The following is a 25571-nucleotide window of genomic DNA, read 5'->3' on the forward strand; positions in this document are numbered from 1 at the left end:
CCTGCGCGCGTGCGCCGGCCAGCCGCAAGTCATGCTGCCGCTGGCGATGGCGATTAACATGCGGCCAATGAATGCGCTCATCGACCGCCTCAGCGACGTGCTCTCGCCCTATCCGTGGGCGTGGACCGCGCTGGCCGCCTGCGGCCTGTTGCTGGCCGCCTGGCTCGCCAACTTCATCACCAAGCACGTGCTGCTGCGCGGCGTGAAGCGCCTGCTCGCCGCCAGCCCGTGGCGACACGATGTGCACGATGGCAAGATGCGGCTGCGGGTCATACCGCGTCTGGCCAACGTGGTACCGGCGCTGGTGGTCTACCTCGGCGTGACCCAGTTGCCGGACCTGCCGCAAGGCTTCGTCACCATCACCCGCGCACTGTGCCAGTCCTTCATCCTGGTCACCGTGGCGCTGGCCATCTCGCGTGCGCTGGATCTGGTCAACGAGGGCTACGAGCGCCGGCCCAATGCGCGCAACCGGCCGATCAAGGGCTACATCCAGGTCATCAAGATCGTGATGTTCGTGGCGGTCGGGCTGTCGGTGGTGGCGACCGTGATCGGCGCGCGCTTCCTGCACCTGATCACCGGCCTGGGCGCGATGACCGCGGTGCTGATGCTGATCTTCCAGGACACCATCCTGTCGCTGGTCGCCAGCGTGCAGATCAGCAACGATGGTCGCGTGCGCGTGGGCGACTGGATCGAGATGCCGGAACAGAATGCCGACGGTGACGTCATCGACATCGCCCTGCATACGGTCACGGTGCAGAACTGGGACAAGACCGTCACCACCATTCCGACCAAGAAGCTGATCAGCGATTCGTTCAAGAACTGGCGCGGCATGAGCGAGGCGGGCGGGCGTCGCATCAAGCGCGCGCTGCACATCGATCAGGGCAGCGTCGCCTTCCTCGACGAGGAGCAGATCGCGCGCCTGCAGCGCATCGCCCTGCTGCGCGATTATCTGGGCCGCAAGGAGGTCGAGCTGCGCGACTGGAACGCCGCACTCAAGGACGATGCCGCCGAGCCGGTGAACACCCGCCGTTTCACCAACCTCGGCACCTTCCGCATGTACGTGGAGAACTACCTGCGTGCGCATCCGAAGGTGCACCAGGGCATGACCCTGCTGGTGCGCCAGTTGCAGCCCGATGCCAACGGCATTCCGCTGGAAATCTACTGTTTCAGTGCCGATACCCGCTGGGCCGAGTACGAGAACCTGCAGTCGGACATCTTCGACCATCTGCTGGCGATCCTGCCGGAGTTCGGCCTGCGCGTGTTCCAGTCGCCCTCCGGTGGCGACATCGGCCGCCTCGCACTCGGCCTGGCCGACGAGCGACGGGGTGATGCATGAGCGATCGGGTGTTCCTGCATGGTCTTGCGCTGGAGGTGCTGATCGGGCATTACCGCGAGGAGCGCGCTGCGCCGCAGCCGCTGCGGCTCGACATCGAGTTCGATTGCGATCTGGGCGCTGCCGGTGAGAGCGATGCGCTGGCCGATGCCATCGATTACGCCGCCGTCGCCACGCGGGTGCGCGAATGGGTGGCCGATACCCGCTTCGAGCTGCTGGAGGCGCTGCTGCATGGATTGGCCGCCATGCTGCGCACCGAGTTTCCCGCGCGTGCGGTGCGCCTGCGCGTGCACAAGCCGCTGGCGGCGCAGGCGCTGGGCTGCGCTGACGTCGGCATCGAGATCCGCCGTGAGGGGAGCACGACATGAGCTGGGACACGTTTGCACAGATCCTGATTGCGTTGTCGTCGCTGGCGCTGTCGGCGGCGGTCTATCACTACACGCGCAAGACCGTGGCCATCGAATCGCTGCGCGCGGTGCGCGATGCGTGGATGCAGGTGGATCAGTCGGTGCTGGCGGATGCACACAATCTGCGCATCGCCGATGCCCTGTTCCACCCGGATGCCGAGGGTGACGAGGAGGCGCGGCGCAAGCGCTGGATCATCTACATGGCGCTGAATCCGGTGGTCAGCGACTTCATCGCGGCGCATGCCGGCCTGCTGCCCGATGGCGCGCAGGTCATCGACAATTGCCGGGTGGTGCTGCGCAACCTGTTGCGTGACGACGACACCTTCCGTGCCACCCAGTCCGGCGCCTATTTTCCGCCGTTCGCACGGCTGTGCGCGGAAATCCGCGCCGAGCTGCCCGCCGCCGCCGGGTGATGCGTTACCTGCTGTTGCTCGGCAGCAACCATCGCCGCGCCCATGCCCTGCGGCTGGCGGCGCGTCGTCTGGCGACGACCTGCCATGTGATCGAGTGTGCCGGCCCGTACCCGACCCGCGACGCGCGCACCGCGGCGCGTTACCTCAATGCCGGCGCGATCATCGAAAGCGATGCCGCGCCGGAGGCGCTGCGCCAGGCCTTGCGCGACATCGAGCGGGAAGCAGGTCGCGATCGCAGCTCAGCGTGCTGCGTGCTCGACATCGACCTCGTCGCGCGGCTGGACGCGCGGCGGGTGAGCGAAGTGTTCAAGCCGGACGATCTGGAGGCGACGTATGCGGCGCCGCTGCTGGCTGCGCTCGGCATCCGTCGCGACTGAACGCGCGGCGCTTCAGATGAACAGGCTGCGGCCGCCATCCACCGCCAGGATCTGCCCGCTCACGTAGCCGCTGGCGATGAGTTGCGACACCGCCTGCGCGATGTCTTCGGGCGTGCCCTGCCGGCGCAACGTGGTGCGCGCCTCGACCGTGGCCAGCGTCTCCGCCTTGACAGGGTTTTCCGACCACAGGATGTTGCCCGGAGCAATGCCGTTGACGCGTACCTGCGGCCCCAGCTCGACCGCCAGCGCGCGCGTCATCATCGCCAGCGCGGCCTTGGCCATGCAGTACACCGGGTGTCCCGGCAGCGGCCGTTCGGCATAGATGTCGACGATGTTGACGATTGCGCCGCCGGCTCGGCGCAGGTGCGGCGCCGCCGCCTGGGCGAGGAAGAACGGCGCGCGCGCATTGGTGGCGAACAGGTCGTCCCACTGCGCCGGGGTGGCTTCGCCCAGCGGTGTGGCGTAGTAGCTGGAGGCATTGTTGACCAGCACGTCGAGGCGGCCGAAGCGCTCGACCGCGGCCGCGACCAGGCCCGGCAGCGCGGTGACATCGGCGAGGTCGGCGGCCACCGCCAGGGTGCTGCCGGGGCGCTGCTGCTCCAGCTCGGCCACGAGTGCCTGCATCGCCTCGCCCGAGCTGCGGTAGTGCAGCACCAGGTCGTGGCCGTCGCGATGCAGGCGCCGCGCGATGCAGGCGCCGATGCGCTTGGCGGCGCCGGTGACCAGGGCGACGGGTGGATTGGCGGGCATGGCGGGCCTTGGCTGGAGATCGCCTCGATGCTACCGCAGTGCCTGTCGACAGCTGCGCGTTTTTTGACCATAGTCAAGACAGCGGCGGCCCGCCGGGCCATGATGACGCAAGCAACGGGAGGGTCTTGCCATGCATCCGATATGGGTTGAAATGCTGCAGAAGCCGGTGGGCTGGATGACCATCATCGGCATGGTCATCATGCTGGTGATGCCATTCGTGGTGCGCTCGTTCATCCGCAAGCGGATGCGCGAGGAGGAAGGCGGCGACGCGAAGGATTGACGCGTCGTCACATGCGGTCGGGGGGCCGGACGCGGGTATGCTGGCGCATCCCGCGTCCGTGTTCGTGTGCCGATGAGTGAGTCGCTGCCGCCCCCCGATGCCGATGCACGCGCGCACAGCGCGCGGCTGGCTGCATTGATCACGCGAGAGATCACCGCCGAGGGCGGGGCGATCCCGTTTTCCCGTTTCATGGAGCTGGCGCTGTATGCGCCGGGTCTGGGCTATTACAGCGCCGGGGCGACCAAGTTCGGTCGCGCCGGGGACTTCATCACCGCACCGGAACTGGGCCCGCTATTTGCCGGTTGCGTGGCCGAGGCGCTGACCCCGGTGCTGCGCCGGCTTGGCGAGGCGGCGCAATTCATGGAAATCGGTGGCGGCAGCGGCGCGTTCGCCGAGGACGCGCTGCAGCAGCTGGCACGCAGCGACGCATTGCCGGCGCGTTATGCCATCCTCGAACCCAGCGCCGACCTGCGCCAGCGCCAGCAGGCTCGCCTGCGCGAGCGCCTGCCTGCAGCCGTGTTCGAGCGCGTGGCATGGCTGGATGGACCGATCGAGGCGGAATGGGAAGGCGTGGTATTCGCCAATGAAGTGCTGGATGCACTGCCGACTTCGCGCTTCGTGATCGGCGAAGGCGGCATGGTCGGCGAGGAATACGTCGCCGCATCGGCCGACGGCGGCTTCGAGATCGTCGAGCGGGCCGCCGATGCGTTGCTGACTGCGGCGGTGCGCCACGTCGAGTCGGAACTGGATGCCCCGTTCGCCACCGGCTTCCGCTCCGAATTGCTGCCGCAGCTGCCGTACTGGGTGCAGGCGGTGATCGGTCGCCTGCAACGCGGTGCGCTGCTGTTCGTCGATTACGGCTATCCGCGAGGCGAGTTCTACGCCGCGTGGCGCGCCGAGGGCACCCTGCGCGCCTTCCGCCGCCACCACGTGGTCGCCGACGTGATGGCCTGGCCGGGCCTGCAGGACATCACTGCTTCGGTCGATTTCACTGCCCTGGCCGAAGCCGGGGTCGGCGCCGGCTTCGATCTGGCCGGTTACACCAGCCAGGCATCGTTCCTGCTCGGCAACGGCATCGATGCGCAGCTGGAGGCGGCGCTGCAGGCCGCAGCGGATGAAAAAGCCGCGCTGCGACTGCGCCATCAGGCCAAGCAACTGCTGCTGCCCGAGGCGATGGGTGAGCGCTTCGGGGTGATGGGCTTCGAGCGCGAGGCCAGCCTGGAGCACGCTTTCCTCGTCGGTGACCTGAGCTGGCGGCTGTGAGCCGCGTGCCGCGGCAACGCCGCCGCATCGGCCGCTCGCTCAAACCCTTCCGTTGGCCACGGCTGTGGGCCGGCCTGTGGATGCTGGCATTGGCTGCGGTGGTGGCGGCGTCGTTGCTGCCCGCGGGCAATCTGCCCGGCCCGCCCTTGGCGCATGACAAGCTGCTGCACTTCCTCGGCTATTTCGGGCTGATGGCCGGTGCGGTGCAGCTGCATGCGCGGCTCCGTGCCTGGGTCATGGTGGCGCTGGCACTCATGCTGTGCGGGATCGGGCTGGAATGGCTGCAAGGCTGGATGTCGCTCGGGCGCAGCCCGGATCGCGGCGATGCGCTGGCCAATGTCATCGGCGTGCTGGCGGGCTTGGCCACCGGCTTCACGCCCTTGCGCGACATCCTGTTGCGGCTGGAGGGTGGCCGGCGCGGGTGAGCCGCTCAGGGCGACGCGGTGTCGATGTCGGCGCAGGTAGTCGCGGTCATCACCTGACGGCTGCGTGCATGCATCGCCCGCGCGCGCTCGGCCAGGTCCGGATTGTTGAGGGCGACCAGTGATTCGGCCTGCAGGTCGTACTGCCGCCAGGCCGGGCACAGGTCCTCGTCGGGGATGCGCTCGCAATGGTCGCGGCGCATCTGGCAGGCTTCGGCGCCGCTCCGGTTGCTGCGGCTGCCGTCGATGCCGCCCACCGCCAGCGGGATGCAGCGCGCCGGCGGTTCGCCATCCTCGCTCAGGTAGCTGTTGCCGCCCTGCACATGGCAGCGGTGCAGCGGCGGTGGCGGCAGCAATGGCGGTGGTGCAGGTGCGCGCGCCGGGGCGACAGGCGGCGCAGTCGGCGGTGCCGCTGCGGGAGCGGCCGCGGGATACGGGTCGGGTGGCGGTGGCGGCATCGGTGCGGCCGGTGCCGGTGCCTGCATGGTGCGCAGCTCCTGTCGCTGGCCCTTGGCGCAGGGGCGGTCGTTCTGCAGGGTGACATTGCCCGCCGCATCGGTGCAGCGGTAGATGCGCAGCGGCGGCTCGCCATGCACCGGGCCGGGTGTCAGCAGCATCAGGCCGAGAATCAGGCCGGTTTTTGCCATCGCATGTCTCATCGCCTGCATGCCTGCGCCATGTGTTCATCGATCACTGCGGTGTCGCGTTCGATCTGCGCTCGCTCGCTCGGCATGGCGTGCACGAAGCGGCGGCTGAGCTCGGCCCGCTGCGCGGACAGTTCGGCGCAGGCTTCGGCCGCCGGCAGTGCGTTGCAGACATCGGCCACCCACATGCCGCCGACCGGCACCGTGCGATGCAGCTGAGCGGAGGCGCCAGGGCCGTATACGCCGACCTCGCGGCGGGTGGAGAGCGTGTGGCTGCCACCGGCAATGCCGATGTGACCATGACGACCGCTGTAGCCCGCCTGGGCGGCGGCACCCGCGATGCGTATCGGGGGATAGTACGGAGGACGCGGCAGCGGGCCGGTGGCCGGCCAGCTCGCCCACAGTGATTGCCAACGCTGGCGACCCTGCGGCGATTCGCTGAGGTAACGGCTGCCATCCGGGGCCTGGCACTGGTACAGGGTGCGCGGCGGCGCCTGCAGCACGTAGTGCACGATCGGGCGCGGTGCGTCGGCCGCCGTTGCAGGCGTGGCGGGCGGCGAAACGGCGCGTGGCGCGGGGTCGCGCGGACGCAAGCGGGTTTCGCTCTGCTGCTTCTCGCCGGGCAGGCAAGGGGTATCGCGCAGGGTCAATTGGCCGCGTGCATCGGTGCAGCGGTAGATGTGCACATCGTCGCGCGACAGGCCATGTCCCGGCGTTGGCCATGCGAGCAGCAACAAGGGCAGCAACAGCAGGCGCATGGGATCATCATCGCCGCTGCGCCCGGGCGGGGAAAGCGGGGGGTGGCTCGGGTTGGCGGCGATTCATCCACCGGCCGCGGCACGCAGCAGGCGGCCGCTGCGCGCGTCGCGGATGCTGCTGGGGCCGTGGGCGCCGCCGGTTTCGCCTTCCAGGACACCATCGATGCGCGCCAGCAGTTGCCCATCGAGTTCGCCATGGCGAGCCGCGGCCGGCCGTCCGGCGCGGTTGGCGCTGGTCGATACCAGCGCGCCGCCGAAGGCAGTGCACAGGGCGATGACCTCCGCATGCGCGCTGACGCGCACCGCGAGGCCGGCATGTGCGCCGCGCAGTTCGCTGCCGACGCCGGCGCGTGCCGGCACGATCCAGGTATGCGGGCCGGGCCAACTGGCGTCGAGCGCGGCCATGCGGCTGGCGGGCAGCGCGTCGAAATCGACGAAGGGGTCGAGCTGCGCCCGCGCTGCGGCAATCAGGATCAGGCCCTTGGCCGGGTCGCGCTGCTTGATGTCGAGCAGACGCAGCACCGCGTCGCGGTCCGACGGATCGCAGCCCAGTCCCCACACGCCTTCGGTGGGATAGGCGATGACTGCGCCGCGGCGCAGCGCGCTGGCGGCGATGGCCGCCGGCATCCGCCGCTGCTGCCGGGCATTGTCCGCATCCGTATCCAGTGGCAGCAGGTGATCGCGGGCGTGCCGCCAGCGGCCGCAAGGCCATTGCACGGGGACATCGTCGGCGGCATCGGCGGGCGATGCCAGCACGCGACCGACGCCGTAGCCGCGGCCCTGCGCATCCTCCGCGCCGGCCTGCCAGCGCGCTGCGTTCCACACCACCGCCGTGCCCGGCACAAGGCGATGCGCCTTGCCGGTTCCGGCGGCTTCAGAACGGTGCGTCATCGTCGGCCGAACTGGCCGTGTCGCTCACGACCTTTTTCGCCGCGGCCTTTTTGCTCGCCTTCTTCGCTGCGGTCTTCTTTGCCGCAGCCTTCTTGGTTGCCTTCTTGGTGGCAGCTTTCTTCGCGACCTTCTTTGCAGCCGCCTTTTTCGCCGGTGCCTTCTTTGCCGCCACCTTCTTGGTCGCGGCCTTCTTGCCCCAGCCCTTGCGCACCGGCTTGCCGGTTTCGGCCAGCAGTTGCGTGGCTTCCTCCAGCGTCAGCGTCTTCGGGTCGCGGTCCTTGGGGATCTTGCCGTTCATCGCGCCATCGGAGATGTACGGGCCGAAGCGGCCGTTCAGCACCTGCACGTCGGAGCCTTCCCACTGCAGGATGATGCGATTGCGCGCGATCTCCTCCTTTTCCTCGATCAGCGCCACCGCGCGCTCGAAATCGATGGTGTAGGGGTCGTCTTCCTTCTTCAGGCTGGCGTAGGTGCTGCCGCGCTTGGCGAACGGGCCGAAGCGGCCGATGCCGACGCTGACTTCCTCGCCATTGGACTGCCCCAGCTTGCGCGGCATTTCGAACAGCTTCAGCGCCTGCTCCAGGGTGATCGAATAGATGCTCATGCCCGGCTGCAGCGAGGCGAAGCGCGGCTTTTCCTCGTCCTCGACGGTGCCGATCTGCACCATCGGTCCGTAGCGGCCGATGCGCGCGCTGACCGGCTTGCCGCTGGCCGGGTCGGTGCCCAGTTCGCGGGCGCTGCCGGCATCGGTGCGGTCCAGGCTTTCGGTCTTGTCATCGACCAGTTGCTTGAACGGGCCCCAGAACTTCTCCATCAGCGGGATCCAGTCCTCCTCGCCGCGGCTGATCGCGTCCAGCTCGTCCTCCATGTTCGCGGTGAAGTCGTAATCGACGTAGCGGGTGAAGTGCGAGGACAGGAACTTGGACACCGCGCGGCCGACGTCGGTGGGGCGGAAGGCGCGGCCTTCCAGTTCGACGTACTTGCGGAACAGCAGGGTCTGGATGATCGAGGCGTAGGTCGAAGGCCGGCCGATGCCGTATTCCTCCAGCGCCTTGACCAGCGAGGCTTCGGTGAAGCGCGGCGGCGGCTGGGTGAAGTGCTGGCTGGCATCGACGCGATCCAGCGGCACGTTCTCGCCCGGCTTCATCGCCGGCAGCTTGCGGCCTTCGTCATCATCGTCGGCGCCCTTCTGGTCCTTGCCCTCCTCGTACACCGCGAGGAAGCCGGGGAACACCACGGTGGTGCCGGTGGCGCGGAAGGCGTGCTCGCTGCCGGCGGCCAACTCCACGCTGAGGGTGTTGAGCGTGGCCGGAACCATCTGGCTGGCGACCGCGCGCTTCCAGATCAGCTCGTACAGGCGGCGCTCGTCGTCGCCGAGGAAGCGTGCGACCTGCGCCGGGGTGCGCAGGGCCGAGGTCGGGCGCACCGCCTCGTGTGCTTCCTGCGCGTTCTTCGAGCGCGTGGTGTAGATGTTGGGCTTGTCCGGCAACGAGGCGGTGCCGTAATCGCGCGCGATCACGTCGCGGATCTCGCCCAGTGCGTCCTGCGACAGGGTCACCGAGTCGGTACGCATGTAGCTGATCAGGCCGACCGTGCCTTCCTCGCCCAGGGCAATGCCCTCGTACAGTTTCTGCGCCACCTGCATGGTCTTGCGCGTGGTGAAACCGAGCTTGCGCGCGGCCTCCTGCTGCAGCGTGGAGGTGGTGAACGGCGGCGCCGGGCGGCGCTTGCGCTCCTTGCTGGTCACGTCGGTGACGTGCAGCCGGCCCTGCGCGGCGGAGGTAATGCGTTCGCGCGCGGCTTCGGCGGCATCGCCGTCGGTGATGGTGAACTGCTCGAACTTGCGGCCGTCGAGCTTCACCAGCTTCGCGCTGAAGTGTTGCGAGGGGTGCGCGCAGGCCGCTTCGATGCTCCAGTATTCGCGCGCCTTGAAGGCTTCGATCTCTTCCTCGCGCTCGACGATCATGCGCAGTGCCGGCGACTGCACGCGGCCGGCGGAGAGCCCGCGCTGCACCTTGCGCCACAGCACCGGCGAGAGATTGAAGCCGACCAGGTAATCCAGCGCGCGACGCGCCTGCTGCGCATCCACCAGGTCGCTGGAAATCGTCCGCGGGTTGGCCATCGCCTCGCGGATCGCACGGGGCGTGATCTCGGTGAACACCACGCGGTGCAGGGGCTTGTCCTTGAGCAGGCCGCGCTCGGCGAGGATCTCGGCGATGTGCCAGCTGATCGCCTCACCCTCGCGGTCCGGGTCGGTGGCGAGGTAGATCTCGTCGGCGGTCTTGGCCGCACGGGCGATCGCGCCGACATGCTTCTCGTTCTTCTCGATCAGGTCGTAGCGCATGCGGAAGCCGTGCTCGGGATCCACCGCGCCTTCCTTCGGCACCAGGTCGCGCACATGGCCGTAGCTGGCCAGCACGGTGAAGTCCTTGCCGAGGTATTTGTTGATCGTCCGGGCCTTGGCCGGCGATTCGACGATGAGGAGGTGCTTGGACATCGTGCGCGTTCCATGCGGCGCTGCCGCGAACAGGGGAGGGTACAGAAACCGACGCCCGGGGGCGGCCCGGGCGTCCTGCACATTCATATTAGTGGAATCATCATCCGCCACGGCTGTCAAGCCGCGCGGCGGGTCAGGTGCTCCAGTTGCCGGCGGCCGCGGCGATCACCAGCACCATCAGGCCGGTCATCAGCAGGCCGAACAGCCCGAACAGCACCAGGAGGGTGATGGTCACCGCGTCCAGACCGCGCTTCTGCCGCTGCGGCTGATTGGTGAACGCCCAGCGGTCGACCACCACGGTGTCGCAGAGCATGTCGTGCAGCGCGCGCTTGCGCTCGGTGAAACCGGCAATCAACACGCCCAGATACAGCGGGAGGCAGCCCAGGATGAGGGCGAAGTAGCGCCCGAAACCGCGCCAGAAGCTCATTTGCCCGCCATCGGCGAGTGTTGCCTTGATGCCGACCGCCATCTTGCCCAGCGTGGCCTGCCCCGGGCGCGAATGCATCCACGCGAAGTAGGCCGCCTGCACGAACAGCATCAGCAGGCTGGTGCCGAGCATTGACGGCATCAAGGCGGCGGTGATCGCATCAGGGTCCTGCAGCTCGAACATGCTGCCGCCGATGCCAAGCAGCATGAACACGAAGAACATCAGGATGTAGGACAGCAGCGAGAGCAGCATCGAGTCGAGCCACCAGGCCGCCGCGCGGCGCCAGAAGCCGGCGTAGACGATGTCATCGCGATCGATCGCCGCGCCGGGCGGCATGATCGAGGCATGCGCGGGCAGCGGGTCCGGTTGCAGTTGCGGCGGTGTGGCAGTCGTCGACAGCGCGATGAACTCGTCCAGGCTGCCGATCGCCTGCCACTGCTCCATGCCGTCGCGCCACACCAGGCTGCCCGGATGCAGCTGGCCGGCAGCGAGCAGCGCCTGCAGTCCGATCATGTTCAGCGGCCCCTGTTGCTGGCGGGCGGCGTCCACGTAGAACCACTGGTACAGGGTGGGCGAGGAGGGCGTTTGCGCGTCACTCATGTCGGAATGGCCTTCAGCCGCGGCATTCGAGCGGCAGGTAACGGTCGGCGATGCTCGAACTGCAGGTCCAGCCGTTGCTGTCCTCGTCGGCGTCATCGGGATGGTACATCCACCAGATTCGCTCACCGTCCAGCTTGTCGTTGCCGAGTCCGGCCACGTCCACCTGCAGCACGCAATGCGCGGTATCGGGATCGTCCTCGTCCGGGCCAAGCTGGATTTCGGAGGTGCCCTCGATGGCGAAGCCATCCGCCTCGGGGAACGTGCCATCGCCGTTGTAAGGACAGGTGCCGTGTTCGGCGCGCCAGGCTTCGATCTGCGGTTGCCACGGCGCGAGTCGGGTATTGAGTGCCGCCACTTCGGCGCGCAGCAGGTAGTCCTGGTAGGCGGGAATCGCGATCGCGGCGAAGATCGCCAGCATCGGGATGGTCACCACCGCGGCCACGATCAATGCGATCAGGCAGCCGTTCATGCCGCGCTTGGCCGCTGGCGCAGCGGCTGCGGGCGGTGCCGGTGTCGATGCCGCGGCCGCCAGCGTGGCTGCCGGCAGCGCGATGACACGGCGCAAAGGTTGCCACTGCGGCATGCCGCTGCGCCATACCAGCGTGTCGCGCCCGATCACGCCCTGCTGCAGCAGGGCGAGCAATTCGTCCTCGCCCACCGGCCCGCGCTGCTGGTGCGCTGCATCGGCGTAGTACCACAAGTCCGCTGGCGGCGGCGGGAGGGCAGTGTCGTGCATGCGGCGGACTCAGTGCAGGGGTTCGGGCTCGTCACCGAACATCTGGATTTCCATCCAGGCGTAGGCGGCTTCGGCGCCGGGTTGGTTGAACAGTACCAGCAGCACCACCCACTTCATGTCGTCCAGGTCGATTTCGTCCTGATCCAGCGCCATCGCGCGATCCAGCACCAGTTCGCGCTGGTCGGCATCGAGCACGCCGCGTTGTTCCAGGAACAGCAGGAAGCCACGCGCTTCGAGGTCGATCTTGTCGAGTTCGGCGCCGTGGAATACCCGCGTCGGACGGTCGCTGCGCGGCGCATGCGGGCCGGGGCGGCGCGCATCCAGGGTTTCCAGCCAGTCGAAGGCGCGATTGATCTCGGCCGGGCTGAAGCCGGCCTGCAGCAACTCCGTCTGCAGCGAGTCGCGGTCGTGTACGCCGGGGGCGATGTCGTCGTTGGTGAAGTAATGCTCGAACAGGTACAGCAGCACGTCCAGGATGCTTTCTTTCATTTCCTCGCCCTGCGCCGGGAATGGCGCGTTGCAGGTCGTCTGGCGCTCCGGGGAGCGGTTCACGCGGACTTGCGGGTGTAACGACCGTGTTCGACCGCGACACGGCCTTCCAGTTCCAACGCCAGCAGCATGGGCGAGAGTTGCGCCACCGTCAATCCCGTGCGTTCGACCAGCGCATCCATAGGGCTTGGGTCATGGCCGAGTGCGGACCACAATTTATGGTGCTCGGGGTCGCTTGGGGCCGCATCCGGGCAGGGGTCCCCATGCGCCTGTTCAGGTTCCGGCACGTGCGCCACGCCGGCCCGCAGCCGCTGGCGCAGCGCCGCGCCCAGGCCAGTCGCCAGCGCGCCCAGCGCGGCGCCGACCTCGTTTGCATCGCTGGCCAGACACGCGCCTTGACGCAGCAGGCGGTGGCAACCGCGGGCTTGCGGATTGTGGATCGAGCCGGGCACGGCGAACACTTCGCGCCCGGCCTCGGCGGCGAGGCGGGCGGAAATCAGCGCGCCGGAGCGCTCGCCGGCCTCGATGACCAGGGTGCCGAGCGCGAGCCCGGCGATCAGCCGGTTGCGCGCGGGGAAATGGCTGCGCAGTGGCGGCACGCCGGGCGGGTATTCGCTGACCACGCAGCCGTGTTGGGCGATGCGCGCCTGCAGCGCCTGGTGTGCCAGCGGATAGGTGCGGTCGGGGCCGGTGGCGATGACCGCGATGGTGAGCCCGCCGGCGTCCAGCGCCGCGCCATGTGCCGCGGCATCGATGCCCGCGGCCAGCCCGCTGGTGATGGCGAATCCCGCACGCGCGAGCGCGCCGGCGAACTGGCGTGCATTGTCCAGCCCGCCGCTGGTGGCCGCGCGACTGCCGACAATGGCGATCTGCGGATGCCACAGGTGCCCCGGCTCGCCGGCCACGAACAGCGCCAGGGGTGGATGCGGGGTCTGTGCCAGCAGCGGCGGGAAGTCCGCATCCATGCAGCCGAGCAGGTGGTGCCCGGGTGCATCCAGCCAGCGGCAGGCACGGGCGAGGTCGCGGCGTGCGGCGTCATCCGGCGGGCGCAGGCGGCTGATCTGCGCGGGCTGCAGTCCGGCTTCACGCCAGGCACCGGGGCCGGCGCGCAGCGCGGCTGCGGCATCGCCGCCGAAGGCCTGCAGCAGCGCGCGTCGCGGGCGCACGGGGCCGCCGGCAAGGGCCAGTTGCAGCAACGCGGGGCAGTCGGGCATCGGCATGCCACCAGCCTGGCGCGCAAAAGCGGACGGCGCCCTCGGGCGCCGTCGCTTCGCGGGGTGGGAAAACCCCGCGTCAGCCGGTCCTGACCGCGCTCAGTATGGCGCGTCCGGGTGCTTCAGCTCGTAGCCGGCATGGGTCGGGCGCACGCTGTCCATGACCAGGCCATAGCTGATCTTGTCGAAGGTGCGGAACACCATCACGTGACCGGCGAACTCGTCGGGCAGGCGCACGCGGTCGGCATTGCCGACCAGGGAGACGTCGCGCTCGGGCACCTGCACGCGGTCGACCACGTTGCTGCCCACGCGCCAGATCGAGAACACGGTGCCGTTGTCCACGCCATCGCGCGCACCGACCGACAACGCGACCACGTCGCGCGGGCCACCCACGCTGTCGCGGTCGGCCACTGCCAGCACCTGTGCCCGGCGATAGGGGAACTGCTGTGCCGGCGGATGCGGCACGAAATGCAGGTCGTAAGGGATGCTCTCCACCGGCACCACCTTGTCGCCGATGCGCACTTCGTAATGCGGATCGTCGAGCAACAGGGTCGCGGCCTCGATGCCACCGACTTCGCCACGGGTGATGACGCCGGCATTGACCTTGCGCGTCTCCACGCCCAGTTTTTCCATGCGCCCGCCCTTGGCCAGCATCACCTCGTTCCAGGTGCGGTCATAGGGCGGATCGAAGGCACGGCGGCCGGCGTAATCCAGCCGGTCGCGGCCGGTCAGGTAATCCGGGGCACGGCGCTCGCCCATGGTGTAGGTCTGCACCGGCCGCAGCACCGCGAAGCGCTGTCCGGGCTGCGCGGCGGCGCCCAGGCCACGCACGTACACCACCTGTCCGCGCATGCCGCGCAGGCGGTCTTCTTCCAGACCGACGATGTAGGGCAGGTCGTCGATGCGCTCGTGGATGCGCATGTCCTTGAGGAACGGCTCCACTTGCGCCAGCGGCACGCCGGGAACCGGCGCCTCGGCCATCGGCCCGCGCTGCAGGTAGGCCAGGCTGAGCACGTCGCCCGGGTAGATCAGGTGCGGATTGCGGATCTGCGGATTGGCCTGCCAGATTTCCGGCCACAGCCAGGGCCGTTGCAGGAAGCGCTTGGCGATGTCCCACAGGGTATCGCCACGCTGCACCACGTAAACGTCCGGATGGCTGCCGCGTTCCTGCGCCAGCGCGAGGCCGGCGAGTGTCGCCAATCCGGCAGCCAGCATCGAAACCCGCATCCAGTGCGGGACGCGCATGAATTTCAGGCTCATCAATTTCCCCATGGGGCTCCCTCAGCCCGATATTTAGACCATATCCGGGCACGATTCACAAGCATGGCGCTAGAATCGGAGGCCCGACATCATGACTTGACCCGCCCCGAGGCGGCCCGGACTGCGCATCATGGCCCTGCTCCCGATCCTCGAATTCCCCGATCCACGCCTGCGCACCAAGGCGGTGCCGGTCGATGTGGCACGGGTGGGCGAGCCCGAGTTCCAGACCCTGCTCGATGACATGTTCGAGACCATGTACGAGGCGCCCGGGATTGGTCTGGCGGCGAGTCAGGTGGACGTGCACCAGCGCTTCATGGTGATCGACGTCAGCGAGGAACAGGACCAGCCGCTGGTGTTCATCAACCCGGAAATCCTGCAGCGCGCCGGCGAGCAGGTGTATCAGGAAGGTTGTCTGTCGGTGCCGGGCATCTTCGCCGACGTGACCCGCGCCGACTCGATCACCGTGCGCGCGCATGACCGCAGTGGTGCGCCGTTCGAAATGCAGGCCGATGGTCTGCTGGCGGTGTGCATCCAGCACGAGATGGATCATCTCGAGGGCAAGCTGTTCGTCGATTACCTCTCGCCGCTCAAGCGCGAGATGGTGAAGAAGAAGCTGGCCAAGCAGCGCAAGGCGGCCTGAGGCGCGGGCTATCCTGTGCGGCCCCGATGCCGCCGACCGCCATGAGAATCGTTTTCGCCGGAACCCCCGATTTCGCGGTGCCCTGCCTGGCGGCAGCACGTGCCAAGGGCGAGGTGGTCGCGGTCTACACGCAGCCCGACCGCCCCGCCGGGCGCGGACGGGTGGCGCGCGGCTCGCCGGTCAAGCAGGCGGCGCAGGCCGCGGGCATCCCGGTGCACCAGCCGGACACGCTGAAAACCCGCGAGGCGCGCGAGACGCTGCGCGCGCTGCGCGCGGACGTGATGCTGGTGGTCGCCTACGGGCTGATCCTGCCGCAGTCGATCCTCGACATCCCGGTGCATGGCTGCTGGAACGTGCATGCCTCGCTGCTGCCGCGCTGGCGCGGCGCGGCACCGATCCAGCGCGCGATCGAGGCCGGGGATGAACAGACCGGCGTGTGCCTGATGCGCATGCAGAAGGGCCTGGACACCGGCCCGGTGATGTTGCGGCTGGCGACCCCGATCAGCGAGGAGGACACCGGCGGCAGCCTGCACCAGCGGCTGGCGACGATGGGTGCGCAATTGGTGTCCGATGCCCTCGACCTGCTCGCACTGGGCCTGTTGCCGCAGGCGGTGCCGCAGCCCGAAGAAGGCGTCACCTATGCGCACAAGCTGGACAAGGCCGAGGCGCGCCTGGACTGGACGCGTCCGGCCGTCGAGCTGGCGCGCAAGGTGCGTGCGTTCCATCCCTGGCCGGTGGCGGAGGCCGAGATCGAGGGTGAGCGCATCCGCCTGCATGCAGTGCAGGCGTTGCCCGCGCAAGGCGCGCAAGCTGCTCCCGGCAGCCTCCTTGCGCAGTCAGCCGATGGCATCGACATCGCCACCGGCGAGGGCGTGCTGCGCATCCAGCGCCTGCAGCGCGAGGGCGGCAAGCCGATCACGGCCGCCGACTGGCTCAACGCACGCCGAGCCAGGGCTGGCCGATGAGCGGTGCCGCCGCGCGAGTCGTTGCGGTGCGCGTGCTGGACGCGGTGCTCGGTTGCGGGCGTTCGCTGAAAGCCGAGTTCGCCGCGCAGCTGCCGCAGCTGGACGATCCGCGTGATCGCGCGCTGGTCGAAGCCGCGGTGCTGGCCGCGTTGCGCGAACATGGTCGTTACCGCGACGCGCTGGGGCAGTGGATGACGCGCCCGCCGGGCAAGCGCGACGGGCCGCTGCGCGCGTTGCTGTACATCGGTTTCGCGCAGATCGATGCCATGGGCCTGCCGCCGCATGCCGCGGTGGATGCGACGGTGCAGGCTGCGCGTGAACTGGGCCGCGCGCACCAGGCGGGCGTGGTGAATGCCCTGCTGCGGCGGGCGCTGCGCGAAGGGCTGCCGCCACCGCGTGCCGATTCGGCCTGGCCGCGCTGGCTGGCCGAGCGCGTGCGCCGCGACTGGCCGCAACACGCCGACGCGATATTCGCTGCCAGTGCGCAGCCGGCGCCGATGTGGCTGCGGGTCAACCGGCGGCGGCTGGATCGCGCCGCCCATGCGCAAAAACTGGCCGCTGCCGGCATCGACCACCAGCTGCCGCCGGAGCTCGAGGATGCCGTCCTGCTCGACATGCCACGGCCGGTGGCGGCGTTGCCCGGCTTCGCCGAGGGCGAGGTGTCGGTGCAGGATGGCAGCGCGCAGCGGCTGGCCGACGCGCTGGAATTGCCGGTGCAGGCGCGGGTGCTGGATGCCTGTGCCGCGCCCGGTGGCAAGGCCGCGCACATGGCCGAGCGTTGGCCCGGGGCGCGCGTGCTGGCGCTGGACGTGGATTCGCGCCGGGTGCGGCGGATGCAAGACACCTTCACCCGTCTTGGCCTCGACGTCGAAACGCGCCAGGCCGATGCCACCACGCCGGACGCATGGTGGGACGGTGTGTCGTTCGATGCCATCGTGATCGATGCACCCTGCAGTGCCACCGGCATCGTGCGCCGCCAGCCGGACATCCTGCTGCATCGCCGCGAGCGCGATGTGAGCGGACTGCTGGCACTGCAAGCCGGCTTGCTGGATGCGTTGTGGCCGTTGCTCGCCCCCGGCGGCTGCCTGCTGTACGCGACCTGCTCGATCCTGGCGGCGGAGAATGCGGATCAGGTCGAAGCCTTCCTCAGGCGCCAGCCCGAAGCGCGCTTGCAGGTGCTGGATGCGCGCTTCGGGCGCGATACCGGCTTCGGCCATCAACGCCTGCCGGGCGAGGACGGGATGGACGGCTTCTTCCATGCGCGCATGGTCAAATCCGCGGGGCTTGCCGATGGCTGATTCGAGCATCCGCCGCGAACAGCTGTGGTTCTGGATCACCGCCGTAGTGCTGATCGGCGCCGGCATCGGCCTGCGCGACCCGTGGCCGGCGGACGAGCCACGCTATGCCCTGGTGGCGCGGCAGATGCTGGAGAGCGGCCGGTGGCTGTTCCCGATGCGTGGCGACGAGCTGTATCCGGACAAGCCGCCATTGCTGATGTGGCTGCAGGCGATGTTCCTTGCCGTCAGCGGCAGCCTGCGGCTGTCCTTCCTGCTGCCCTCGCTGCTTGCCGCCTTGGCCACCCTGGGCCTGGTACGCGACCTCGGCCGGCGCTTGTGGGACCGGGCGGCCGGCGCGCATGCGGGCTGGGCATTGCTGTTTGCACTGATGTTCACCTTCCAGGCCAAGCGCGCGCAGATCGACCCGCTGGTGACGTTCTGCATCACCTTGTCGATGTACGGCGTGTTGCGCCACCTGCTGCGCGGGCCGGACCTGCGCTGGTGGTACCTCGGCTGGCTGGCGGCAGGGCTTGGCGTGATCAGCAAGGGCGTGGGCGTGATCGCGTTGCTGGTGCTGCTGCCGGCGGCGCTGGCGCGCTGGCGCGGTTGGCCCGGCATCACCCGCATCGGCGCGCGGCAGTGGCTGGGTGGCATTGCCATGTTGCTGTTGCCGGTGCTGCTGTGGCTGGTGCCGATGCTGCTCGCGGTGCGCGCCAGTGGCGATCCGCTGCTGCAGGGCTATGCCGACAACATCCTGCTCAAGCAGACCGCGAAGCGGTACGTCGACCCATGGCATCACTACCAGCCGTGGTGGTACTTCCTGCTGGTGATGGCGACACAGTGGCTGCCCGCGGCGGCGGCGGCACCCTGGGTCGCGCCACGCTGGTGGCAGGCGTTGAAGGCGCGCGATGCACGGGTGCTGCTGCCATTGGCCTGGATCGCGCTGGTGGTGCTGTTCTTCTCGCTTTCGCGCGGCAAGCGCGAGGTCTACATCCTGCCGGCGCTGCCGATGTTCTGCCTGCTGCTCGGCCCGTGGCTGGGCGAGGTGATCGCGCGGCCGCGGCTGCGCTTGGGCGCATGGCTGGCGGGGCTCGGCTTCGCCCTGCTGTTGCTCGGTCTCGGGCTTGGTGCGGCATTGGCCAGTCCGGCTTACGAAGCGCGTCTGGCGGCGATCCGCGGCAGCGTGGATGGCGATGCGCTGGGCTGGATGCTGGCCGCGATCGGTGCCGCCGGCAGCATGGCGGCGCTGTGGCTGCGCCCGCGGCGCGGAGTGGCTGCCTTGTGCGCGGTGCTGGCCGCGTTGTGGCTGGGCTGGAGTCTGATCGCCTATCCGCTGCTCAATGACGCCAGTTCCGCGCGTGGCCTGATGCGTGAAGTCGGTCAGCGCATCGGTCCCGAGGGTGAGCTGGCACTGGTCGCCTGGAAGGAGCAGAACCTGCTGATGGCCGACCGCCCGGCACGCACCTTCGGCTTCCTGCGCGACACGCGCGAGCAACTGGCCGATGCCCGTGCCTGGCAGGCGCAGTCGCCACGGCAGCGCTGGTTGCTGAGCGAGGACCATGCGGTGGCTGCTTGCGTGGTGCCGGAGCGGGCCATCGACATGGGCATCTACAACCGCCGTCGCTGGCTGCTGTTGCCGGCGGGTGCATTGCGCGAGGGCTGCGTGCCCGCGGCACAGTCGATCAACGGGGAAGGCGATTGAACAAACCCTGGCTCAGCATCCTGATCCCGTTCCACAACGTGCGCGATTACCTCGCCGCATGCGTGGATTCGGTACTTGCGCAATGGCAGCCCGGGGTCGAAGTGCTGTTGCTGGACGATGGCTCCAGTGACGACTCCGCCGCCATTGCCGCGCAACTGGTGGCGGACTCCGGTGGTCGTCTGCGCCTGCTGCACCATGCGCACAACCGCGGCATGTCGGCGGCACGCAACAGCCTGCTGCATGAAGCGCGCGGGGAATGGGTGTGGTTCCTCGATTCGGATGACCTGCTTTTCCCCGGTGCGCTGCAGGCATTGCATGAGCGGCTGCGCAGGCAGCCCTGCGACCTCGTGGTTTGCGACTTCCGCCGATTTCGCAGCGCGGGCCGGCTCAAGCATCGGCTCAAGGACCGTCTGGCGGTGGCGGGCATGCCCGGCCCGTCGCGCGCATGCCATGCCGATCGCACGGCGCTGATGCTCGGCCTGCTGGCCGGTGGGCAGATGTATGCATGGAACAAGGTCGCCCGGCGCGAGGTCTGGTTGCAGGCGCCATTCCCCGAGGGACGCAGCTTCGAGGACATCGCGGTGATGGTGCCGCTGGCGGCGGCGACGCGTGACTGGGTGTACGTGCGGCAGGCGTGGGTCGGCTACCGCGTGCGCAGTGGCAGCATCACTGCCACACCCAGCCCCGCGCGCATGGCCGACCTCACGCTCGCGTTGTGCGAAATGCGCCGTGCACTGATTGCCTGGCCGGGGTTCGAGCCGGGCAGTGCGTCGCGTCGGGTACTGGATCGCTTCTGCCTGCATCGACTCGGTGCGGCGGCGCGCTGGCAGGCCGCGCACGCACAGGTGCCCGCCAATGACTGCGCCGCCGAGTTGGCGGAAAGTTTTCCCGAAGGCCTGTCGCAGGCACTCGACGCTGCCGCGGGTTGGAGTACACGGCTGCGCATGCGGCGTGCACGACGGCGCATGCAACGCGCAGGCTGGCTGCCATGAACACGTCCCCGCTGCGGGTGCTGCATTTCGTTACCGGCGGGTTCTCCGGTGGGGCGACCCAGGTCGCGGTGGCGCTGGTCGAAGCAGGCCTCGACAGCGGCGGACGCCTCGAGCCGCTGCTGGCCCTGCGCCGCAAGCGGCACACGCCGCCGCAGCGGGTCGAGGCGCTGCGTGCCCGTGGCATCCCGCTGCGCATGACTCCCGGCTGGAGCCATCTGGCCACGGTGCTGGCATTGTGGCGGCTGTGCCGGCGCTGGCGCCCGCATGTGCTGGTCGCGCACGGTTTCAGCGAGCACCTGTGGGGCCGTTACGCCGGGCTGCTGGCCGGGGTGCCGGTGCTGATCCACGTCGAGCACAACACGCGCGAGCGCTACACCCGCTGGCGACGTGCGCAAAGCCGCTGGCTGGCGCGGCGCAGCGCGGCCATCGTCGGCTGCTCCGAAGGCGTGCGCCAAGTGCTGCTGCAGATGGGCATGCCGGCCGAGCGCACGCTGGCGATTCCCAACGGCATCCGCCTTGAACCGTTCGCCGCGGCCGATGCGCATCCCTGGCGGCAGCGCGCGCCGGGCATCGTGATGGTCGCGCGGCTGTCGCGGCAGAAGGACCACACCAGCCTGCTGCAGGCGCTGGCACTGCTGGCCGAACGCGGACTGCATCCGCCGTTGCTGCTCGCCGGTGGCGGCAAGGAACGGTTGCGCAGCCAGCTCGAGCAACAGGCCGCGGCGCTCGGCATCGCCGGACAGGTGCGCTTCCTCGGCGTGGTCGGCAATGTGCCGGAATTGCTGATGACGCACCGCATCGGCGTGCTCAGCACGCATTACGAAGGCATGCCTTTGTCGCTGATCGAGGCCATGGCCGCAGGCTGCGCGGTGGTCGCCAGCGACGCGCCCGGCGTGCGCGAAGTGATCGCCGATGGCGAGGATGGCCTCCTGGTGCGCGCTGCCGATCCGGCCGCGTTGGCCGATGCGCTGGAGCGCCTGCTGCGCGATGAAGCCCTGGGCGAGCGTCTGGGCGCCGCGGCACGGCGACGCGCGCTGGCCGACTACGGCCGCGAGCGCATGCATCGCGACTACGAGGCGCTGTTCCTGCGGCTGGCGCACGAACACGGCGTGCCGCGCGGCGACTGAGCGCGGCCGCCGCGCCTGCGCATCAGCCGGGCATCCGCCCCGCGCGCTTGCATTCCCAGGTCCAGGCGTGGGCGATGATGGTGTCGAGCCCGGCATGCCGCGGCTGCCAGCCGAGCCGTTCGCGCGCTTGGCGGGCATCGGCGACCAGCACTGCGGGGTCGCCGGGGCGGCGCGGCTCGATGATCGCGGGGATCGGGTGGCCGGTGATGCGGCGCGCCGCCTGCAGCACCTCCTGCACCGAGTGACCCGTGCCGTTGCCGAGATTGAAGCGTGCGCTGCCGCGCCCGGCGAGCAGCCAGTCCAGCGCGCGCAGATGCGCCTGGCACAGATCGCTGACGTGGATGTAATCACGCACGCAGCTGCCATCGGCGGTGGGGTAGTCGTCGCCGAAGATGCGGATCGACTCGCGCTGGCCGCTGGCCACCTGCAGCAGCAACGGGATCAGGTGGGTTTCGGGCTGGTGGCATTCACCCACCCGCGCCAGTGGATCCGCGCCGGCGGCATTGAAATAGCGCAGGCAGACCGACTGCAGCCCGTAGGCGGCATCGAAGTCGGCCAGCATGTCTTCGACCATCGCCTTGCCGCGACCATACGGATTGATCGGTTCGCGCGGGTGGGCCTCGTCGATCGGGCTGTAGCGTGGTTCGCCGAAGATCGCCGCGGTGGAGGAGAACACCAGGTGGCGGATGCCGGCGTCCACCATCGCCTCGAGCAGGGTCAGGCTGGCGGCGACGTTGTTGCGGTAATAACGCGCCGGCTGCGCCATTGACTCGCCGACCTGGATCAGGCTGGCGAAGTGCATCACCGCCAGCGGTTGCACCCGCGCCAGCAACTCGCGCACGAAGCCGGGATCGCCGATGTCGCCCTGCTCCAGCGGCGCGCCGAGCAGGGCCTGGTGGTGGCCGTTGCGCATGTCGTCGACCACGCAGGTGTTCCAGCCTGCCTCGCGCAAGGCCAGCAGCATGTGCGAACCGATGTAGCCGGCGCCACCGACCACCAGGATCGGGCGCGGTTGCGGCGGGGCGACGGGCGGGATCGACATCGCCATCACCAGCGCAGTGCGCTCGTCGCCAGCCGCTGCGACAGCGCCTGGCGCAAGGCCTCGGCATCCTCGGGTCGAAGGTAGGGGATGTGCAGCGGGCTCATCGTGTTGGCGCCGGCGGTGTCGAGCAGCAGGCTGCGCATGCCGAACAGGCGATCCAGCGGCGAGCGGGTGAGCTGCAGCGCCTGCAGCTTGTCCACTTCGGCAAAGCGCCAATGCCGCGACCACCAGCCACGGCGCACCGCGACCAGCGTGCCATGCAGTTGCCAGCCGGCGCTGCGTGCCGCCTTCCATGCGAGGAAGGCCGACCACGGCAGCCACAGCAGCGCAAGCCAGCCCCAGGCGCCCAGTCGCCAGACCAGTGCCGCGGTGACCAGTGCGAACAGCAACCAGCTGCCCATCCAGATGCGCAGCCAGGCCAGGCGATGCAGCGGCTGCCATTGCGTCGGCGGCCAGCTCGCGTTCGGCAGCAGATGGCGGATCAGCGCCTCGCATTGCTGCGGACGGGCGATCGGCGCCAGTTCGCGCAATGCGTGTTGCTGGTTCTGCGCACCGGCGCTGACCGCGGTGTCCACAGCCAGGCTGCGCCGGCGCAGCAGGCGATGCAGCACCGTTTCGCGCAGGTGCCAGGCCTGGATGCGGCGCTTGGCGACGCTGCTGCGGATGCGGCTCAGAAGGCCGCGACTGACGGTCAGGCGGCGCCCGGTCTCACTCAGGGTGAAGCCGTGGTACTGCAGCAGCGCGAGCAGCACCGAGAGCAGGCGCATCAGCAGGATCAACGCCACCAGCAGCAGGCCGCCGGCGATGAGGTAATCCGCGATGCCGAACTGATGGTCCACGGCATACCCGGCACCGCGGCGGATCGCCACTTCGCCCCACCTCGCGAACAGGTCGCTGGAAATCTGCGAGAGTGCGGCAAAGCCTGCCGCCACCAGCACCATGCCGCGGTTGGAAACCAGCCCCAGGCGCACCACTTCGGCCGTGTCCAGCCGCAGCAGCGGCGTGCCGGCATCGGCGCTGGCGACATCGCCGCCTTCGATCACGCTGTCGGCGCCACGCTCGCGCACCAGTTTTTCCAGCGCCAGCGCGCGGTCGTAGCGCAGCACGCGCATCTCCGCCTCGGGCTTCTGCCCGCCGGCCGATTCCAGCCGCACTTCGGCCACGCCGAACAGGCGATGCAGCGGGGTCTGGTGCAGGGCCACGTTGTGGATGCGCGCATAGGCGATCTGGCGCAGCTTGCGCTCGATCAGCCCGCTGCGGATCTCGATGCGGTCATCCAGCAGCCGGTAGCGGTAGGTGAAGTATTGCCAGACCGAAGCCAGCGCGAGTGCACCCACGCCGACGATCGGCCACAGCTCGTTGCGGTCGCCGCGCCCGGCAAACAGCAGCACCAGCAACGGCAGCAGGAACTGCTTGAGGTACTGGATCACCACGAACAGCCATGACCACGGATGCAGGCGCTGTTCGTCGCCAGTGGTGGTGGCGGGGGGAATCGGTGGGGGCTGCGCCGCGACCGGTGCCGCGGGTGCGGGCTCAGTCGTCATCGCGTTCGGGCTCGATGCGGCGCGCAAGTTCCGCGCGCAGCGCTTCGGCATCCTCCGCATCCAGGCACGGCAGGCTGAGCGCGTGGCTGCGAGTGCCGGCGGTATGCACGATCAGGGTGGCCAGGTCGCGACCGCGCTCCAGCGGGCCGCGCTTGACGTCGAGGTGTTGCACCCGCGTCGCCGGCACATGGGTTTCGCTCTGCCACAGCTTGCCGCTGCGCACCGCAAAGCCCTCGCGGTCCAGCTTCCAGCGGTAATAGCCATGGCGGCGCCCGCCCAGCCAGATGCCGTACACCAGGCCGAGCAGTGCCCCCGCGGCGGCGCCGAGGGGTGCGCTGATCCAGGTGTCGAACAGCGTGTGCCCGAGCACCAGGCCGGCCAAACCGAAGCCGATGAAGCCGGTGATGCCCAGCCCGACGCCGTGCGAGAGGCGGAACAGCACGCGCCCGCGCGACGGCAGTGGTTGCCAGATGTCGGGATGGACGACGGAGAGGGCAGGTTCCTGGTTCATGCGCGGATTTTGCCTGATGCGCCTGCGTCACGCGCGGGGTGACGTGCGCTCAGTAACAGTCGGGCCAGTAGGGGTTGCCGGTCGGGCTGTCCGGCGGCTGTTTGGTCCAGCGCTTGTAGGTCCACTGGTACTGCTCCGGGCGCCGCCGCACGATGGCTTCGATGCCAGCGTTGAGTGCGCTTGCCGATACCACCGCATCGGGCTCGGCAATCGCCGCGGGCGCCTCCTCCACGTGCACGGTGAAGTCCGCACCGTCGCCCTCGCGTTCGCACCAGGCATACAGCACGCGCGCACCGGTGCGCTGCGCCAGGCGGCCGACCAGGGTGATGGTCAGCGCCGGCCAGCCGAAGAACGGTGCGAACACGCCATCGCCGCCGCGCTTGGGTTGCTGGTCGGGCAGGATGCCGACCACGCCGCCGGCATTGAGCCGCTTGAGCAGCGCGCGGATGGCCAGGCCCTCGGCGCGCACCTGTTCGATGCGCCCTGCACCATCCTGCGCCGCACGCACCCGGCGCAGGAACGCCTCGACCAGTGCCGAATCCGGCGGTGCATACAGGATCGCCAGCGGCGTCCTCGCCGCCAGCCACTGGTTGAGCAGCTCCCAGTTGCCGTGGTGCGGTGCGGCCACGATCACCCCGCGCCCCTCCGCCAGCGCCGCATCGAACAGCGCCACGCCCGGTCCCTCGCGCAGGCGGGCGAGGTTCTGCCGCGGTGGCCGCGTCCACAGGCGCAGGGTTTCGAACGTCTGCCGCCCGGCATGGCGCAGCGCCGCGCGTTGCAGCTGGCGCCGCTCCTCATCGGGCATCTGCGGGAAGGCCAGCTCCAGCCCGCGCAGCGCGGCGCGCGCGGGACGGGCATCGTTCCAGCGCCAGTACGCGGCCAGCGCATCACCCAGCGCGTACAGCACGCGCCAGGGCAGCAGGCCGATCAGGCGGGCAAGGAAGTAGAGCATCGCGATGAACGGTGGCGGGCCAACCGGCAGGATAAGCTGTTGCCCGGACCCGAACCGC

The 25571-nt window shown here is 69.4% G+C and carries 27 protein-coding genes; 13 read left to right on the top strand and 14 right to left on the bottom strand.

Going from position 1 to position 25571, the window contains the following annotated elements; translation table 11 throughout:
• Positions 1-67: 67 nt before the first annotated feature.
• From ACW11F_RS05805 to ACW11F_RS05820, 4 genes are read left to right on the top strand one after another with little or no spacing between them, the layout of a single operon-like run.
• Positions 68-1336: a mechanosensitive ion channel family protein gene (locus ACW11F_RS05805; protein WP_456995970.1), complete on the top strand. Its 1269-nt coding sequence runs from the start codon at positions 68-70 to the stop codon at positions 1334-1336.
• The gene (folB, locus tag ACW11F_RS05810) at positions 1333-1701 is read left to right on the top strand and encodes a dihydroneopterin aldolase (protein ID WP_456995971.1); all 369 of its coding nucleotides are present in this window, start codon (positions 1333-1335) and stop codon (positions 1699-1701) included. The genes ACW11F_RS05805 and folB overlap by 4 nt, the downstream gene beginning before the upstream one ends.
• Positions 1698-2153, top strand: a complete 456-nt coding sequence (locus tag ACW11F_RS05815; protein WP_456995972.1) for a hypothetical protein — start codon at positions 1698-1700, stop codon at positions 2151-2153. Before folB ends, ACW11F_RS05815 begins: the two co-directional genes overlap by 4 nt.
• Positions 2153-2530 carry a 2-amino-4-hydroxy-6-hydroxymethyldihydropteridine diphosphokinase gene (locus ACW11F_RS05820; protein WP_456995973.1) on the top strand — a complete coding sequence of 126 codons (378 nt, stop codon included), beginning with the start codon at positions 2153-2155 and terminating at the stop codon, positions 2528-2530. The genes ACW11F_RS05815 and ACW11F_RS05820 overlap by 1 nt, the downstream gene beginning before the upstream one ends.
• A 12-nt stretch (positions 2531-2542) precedes the next feature.
• Here the strand turns inward: ACW11F_RS05820 and ACW11F_RS05825 are convergent, their stop codons facing one another.
• Entirely contained in the window at positions 2543-3280 is a 738-nt protein-coding gene (locus ACW11F_RS05825) for a pteridine reductase (protein ID WP_456995974.1), read from the bottom strand.
• Between the two features lie 130 nt (positions 3281-3410).
• Between ACW11F_RS05825 and ACW11F_RS05830 the strand changes: the two genes are divergently transcribed.
• The 3 genes from ACW11F_RS05830 (at position 3411) to ACW11F_RS05840 (ending at position 5248) form a co-directional block, all read left to right on the top strand.
• Positions 3411-3560, top strand: coding sequence for a hypothetical protein (locus ACW11F_RS05830; protein ID WP_456995975.1), 150 nt, complete (start codon positions 3411-3413; stop codon positions 3558-3560).
• Positions 3561-3632: 72 nt separating this feature from the next.
• A complete protein-coding gene (locus ACW11F_RS05835) occupies positions 3633-4823 on the top strand; it encodes a class I SAM-dependent methyltransferase (protein WP_456995976.1) in 1191 nt (396 codons plus the stop codon).
• 5 nt (positions 4824-4828) lie between these two features.
• Positions 4829-5248 (top strand): VanZ family protein, encoded by a 420-nt coding sequence (locus tag ACW11F_RS05840; protein ID WP_456995977.1) that lies wholly within the window; start codon positions 4829-4831, stop codon positions 5246-5248.
• 5 nt (positions 5249-5253) lie between these two features.
• Here the strand turns inward: ACW11F_RS05840 and ACW11F_RS05845 are convergent, their stop codons facing one another.
• The 9 genes from ACW11F_RS05845 to ACW11F_RS05885 form a co-directional block, all read right to left on the bottom strand.
• A complete protein-coding gene (locus ACW11F_RS05845; RefSeq protein WP_456995978.1) occupies positions 5254-5892 on the bottom strand; it encodes a DUF4124 domain-containing protein in 639 nt (212 codons plus the stop codon).
• A gap of 8 nt (positions 5893-5900) precedes the next feature.
• Complete coding sequence (locus tag ACW11F_RS05850) at positions 5901-6647, bottom strand: hypothetical protein (RefSeq protein WP_456995979.1); 747 nt, start codon at positions 6645-6647, stop codon at positions 5901-5903.
• Positions 6648-6710: 63 nt separating this feature from the next.
• Positions 6711-7274, bottom strand: coding sequence for an L-threonylcarbamoyladenylate synthase (locus ACW11F_RS05855; RefSeq protein ID WP_456996548.1), 564 nt, complete (start codon positions 7272-7274; stop codon positions 6711-6713).
• Positions 7275-7521: 247 nt separating this feature from the next.
• Entirely contained in the window at positions 7522-10035 is a 2514-nt protein-coding gene (locus ACW11F_RS05860; RefSeq protein WP_456995980.1) for a DNA topoisomerase I, read from the bottom strand.
• A 133-nt stretch (positions 10036-10168) separates the two neighbouring features.
• Positions 10169-11062 (bottom strand): RDD family protein, encoded by an 894-nt coding sequence (locus ACW11F_RS05865; RefSeq protein ID WP_456995981.1) that lies wholly within the window; start codon positions 11060-11062, stop codon positions 10169-10171.
• 13 nt (positions 11063-11075) lie between these two features.
• Positions 11076-11798 (bottom strand): GYF domain-containing protein, encoded by a 723-nt coding sequence (locus ACW11F_RS05870; RefSeq protein ID WP_456995982.1) that lies wholly within the window; start codon positions 11796-11798, stop codon positions 11076-11078.
• 9 nt (positions 11799-11807) lie between these two features.
• A complete protein-coding gene (locus ACW11F_RS05875) occupies positions 11808-12287 on the bottom strand; it encodes a DUF494 family protein (RefSeq protein WP_456996550.1) in 480 nt (159 codons plus the stop codon).
• A 59-nt stretch (positions 12288-12346) separates the two neighbouring features.
• Positions 12347-13501 carry a DNA-processing protein DprA gene (gene dprA / locus ACW11F_RS05880; protein ID WP_456995983.1) on the bottom strand — a complete coding sequence of 385 codons (1155 nt, stop codon included), beginning with the start codon at positions 13499-13501 and terminating at the stop codon, positions 12347-12349.
• A gap of 99 nt (positions 13502-13600) precedes the next feature.
• Positions 13601-14761: a LysM peptidoglycan-binding domain-containing protein gene (locus ACW11F_RS05885; protein WP_456995984.1), complete on the bottom strand. Its 1161-nt coding sequence runs from the start codon at positions 14759-14761 to the stop codon at positions 13601-13603.
• A 130-nt stretch (positions 14762-14891) separates the two neighbouring features.
• On the opposite strand from ACW11F_RS05885, the gene def reads away from it, so the two are divergent.
• Genes def through ACW11F_RS05915 form a run of 6 tightly spaced genes read left to right on the top strand, consistent with a single transcriptional unit; the run spans position 14892 to position 21464 of the window.
• Entirely contained in the window at positions 14892-15401 is a 510-nt protein-coding gene (gene def / locus ACW11F_RS05890) for a peptide deformylase (protein ID WP_456995985.1), read from the top strand.
• A gap of 41 nt (positions 15402-15442) precedes the next feature.
• Positions 15443-16366 (top strand): methionyl-tRNA formyltransferase, encoded by a 924-nt coding sequence (gene fmt / locus ACW11F_RS05895; protein WP_456995986.1) that lies wholly within the window; start codon positions 15443-15445, stop codon positions 16364-16366.
• Positions 16363-17664 (top strand): 16S rRNA (cytosine(967)-C(5))-methyltransferase RsmB, encoded by a 1302-nt coding sequence (gene rsmB, locus ACW11F_RS05900; RefSeq protein WP_456995987.1) that lies wholly within the window; start codon positions 16363-16365, stop codon positions 17662-17664. Before fmt ends, rsmB begins: the two co-directional genes overlap by 4 nt.
• Positions 17657-19345: an ArnT family glycosyltransferase gene (locus tag ACW11F_RS05905; protein WP_456995988.1), complete on the top strand. Its 1689-nt coding sequence runs from the start codon at positions 17657-17659 to the stop codon at positions 19343-19345. Before rsmB ends, ACW11F_RS05905 begins: the two co-directional genes overlap by 8 nt.
• Entirely contained in the window at positions 19342-20337 is a 996-nt protein-coding gene (locus ACW11F_RS05910; RefSeq protein WP_456995989.1) for a glycosyltransferase family 2 protein, read from the top strand. The genes ACW11F_RS05905 and ACW11F_RS05910 overlap by 4 nt, the downstream gene beginning before the upstream one ends.
• On the top strand, positions 20334-21464 hold the full coding sequence (locus ACW11F_RS05915) for a glycosyltransferase (protein WP_456995990.1): 1131 nt from the start codon (positions 20334-20336) through the stop codon (positions 21462-21464). Before ACW11F_RS05910 ends, ACW11F_RS05915 begins: the two co-directional genes overlap by 4 nt.
• 22 nt (positions 21465-21486) lie before the next feature.
• Here the strand turns inward: ACW11F_RS05915 and galE are convergent, their stop codons facing one another.
• The 4 genes from galE to ACW11F_RS05935 are packed head-to-tail and all read right to left on the bottom strand — an operon-like array spanning position 21487 to position 25513.
• A complete protein-coding gene (galE, locus tag ACW11F_RS05920; protein WP_456995991.1) occupies positions 21487-22506 on the bottom strand; it encodes a UDP-glucose 4-epimerase GalE in 1020 nt (339 codons plus the stop codon).
• Between the two features lie 5 nt (positions 22507-22511).
• On the bottom strand, positions 22512-24050 hold the full coding sequence (locus ACW11F_RS05925) for a PH domain-containing protein (protein WP_456995992.1): 1539 nt from the start codon (positions 24048-24050) through the stop codon (positions 22512-22514).
• A complete protein-coding gene (locus tag ACW11F_RS05930; protein WP_456995993.1) occupies positions 24040-24561 on the bottom strand; it encodes a PH domain-containing protein in 522 nt (173 codons plus the stop codon). Before ACW11F_RS05930 ends, ACW11F_RS05925 begins: the two co-directional genes overlap by 11 nt.
• 49 nt (positions 24562-24610) lie before the next feature.
• Positions 24611-25513, bottom strand: coding sequence for a lauroyl acyltransferase (locus ACW11F_RS05935; RefSeq protein WP_456995994.1), 903 nt, complete (start codon positions 25511-25513; stop codon positions 24611-24613).
• Positions 25514-25571: the final 58 nt, after the last annotated feature.

This window comes from Luteimonas sp. e5, assembly GCF_054031035.1.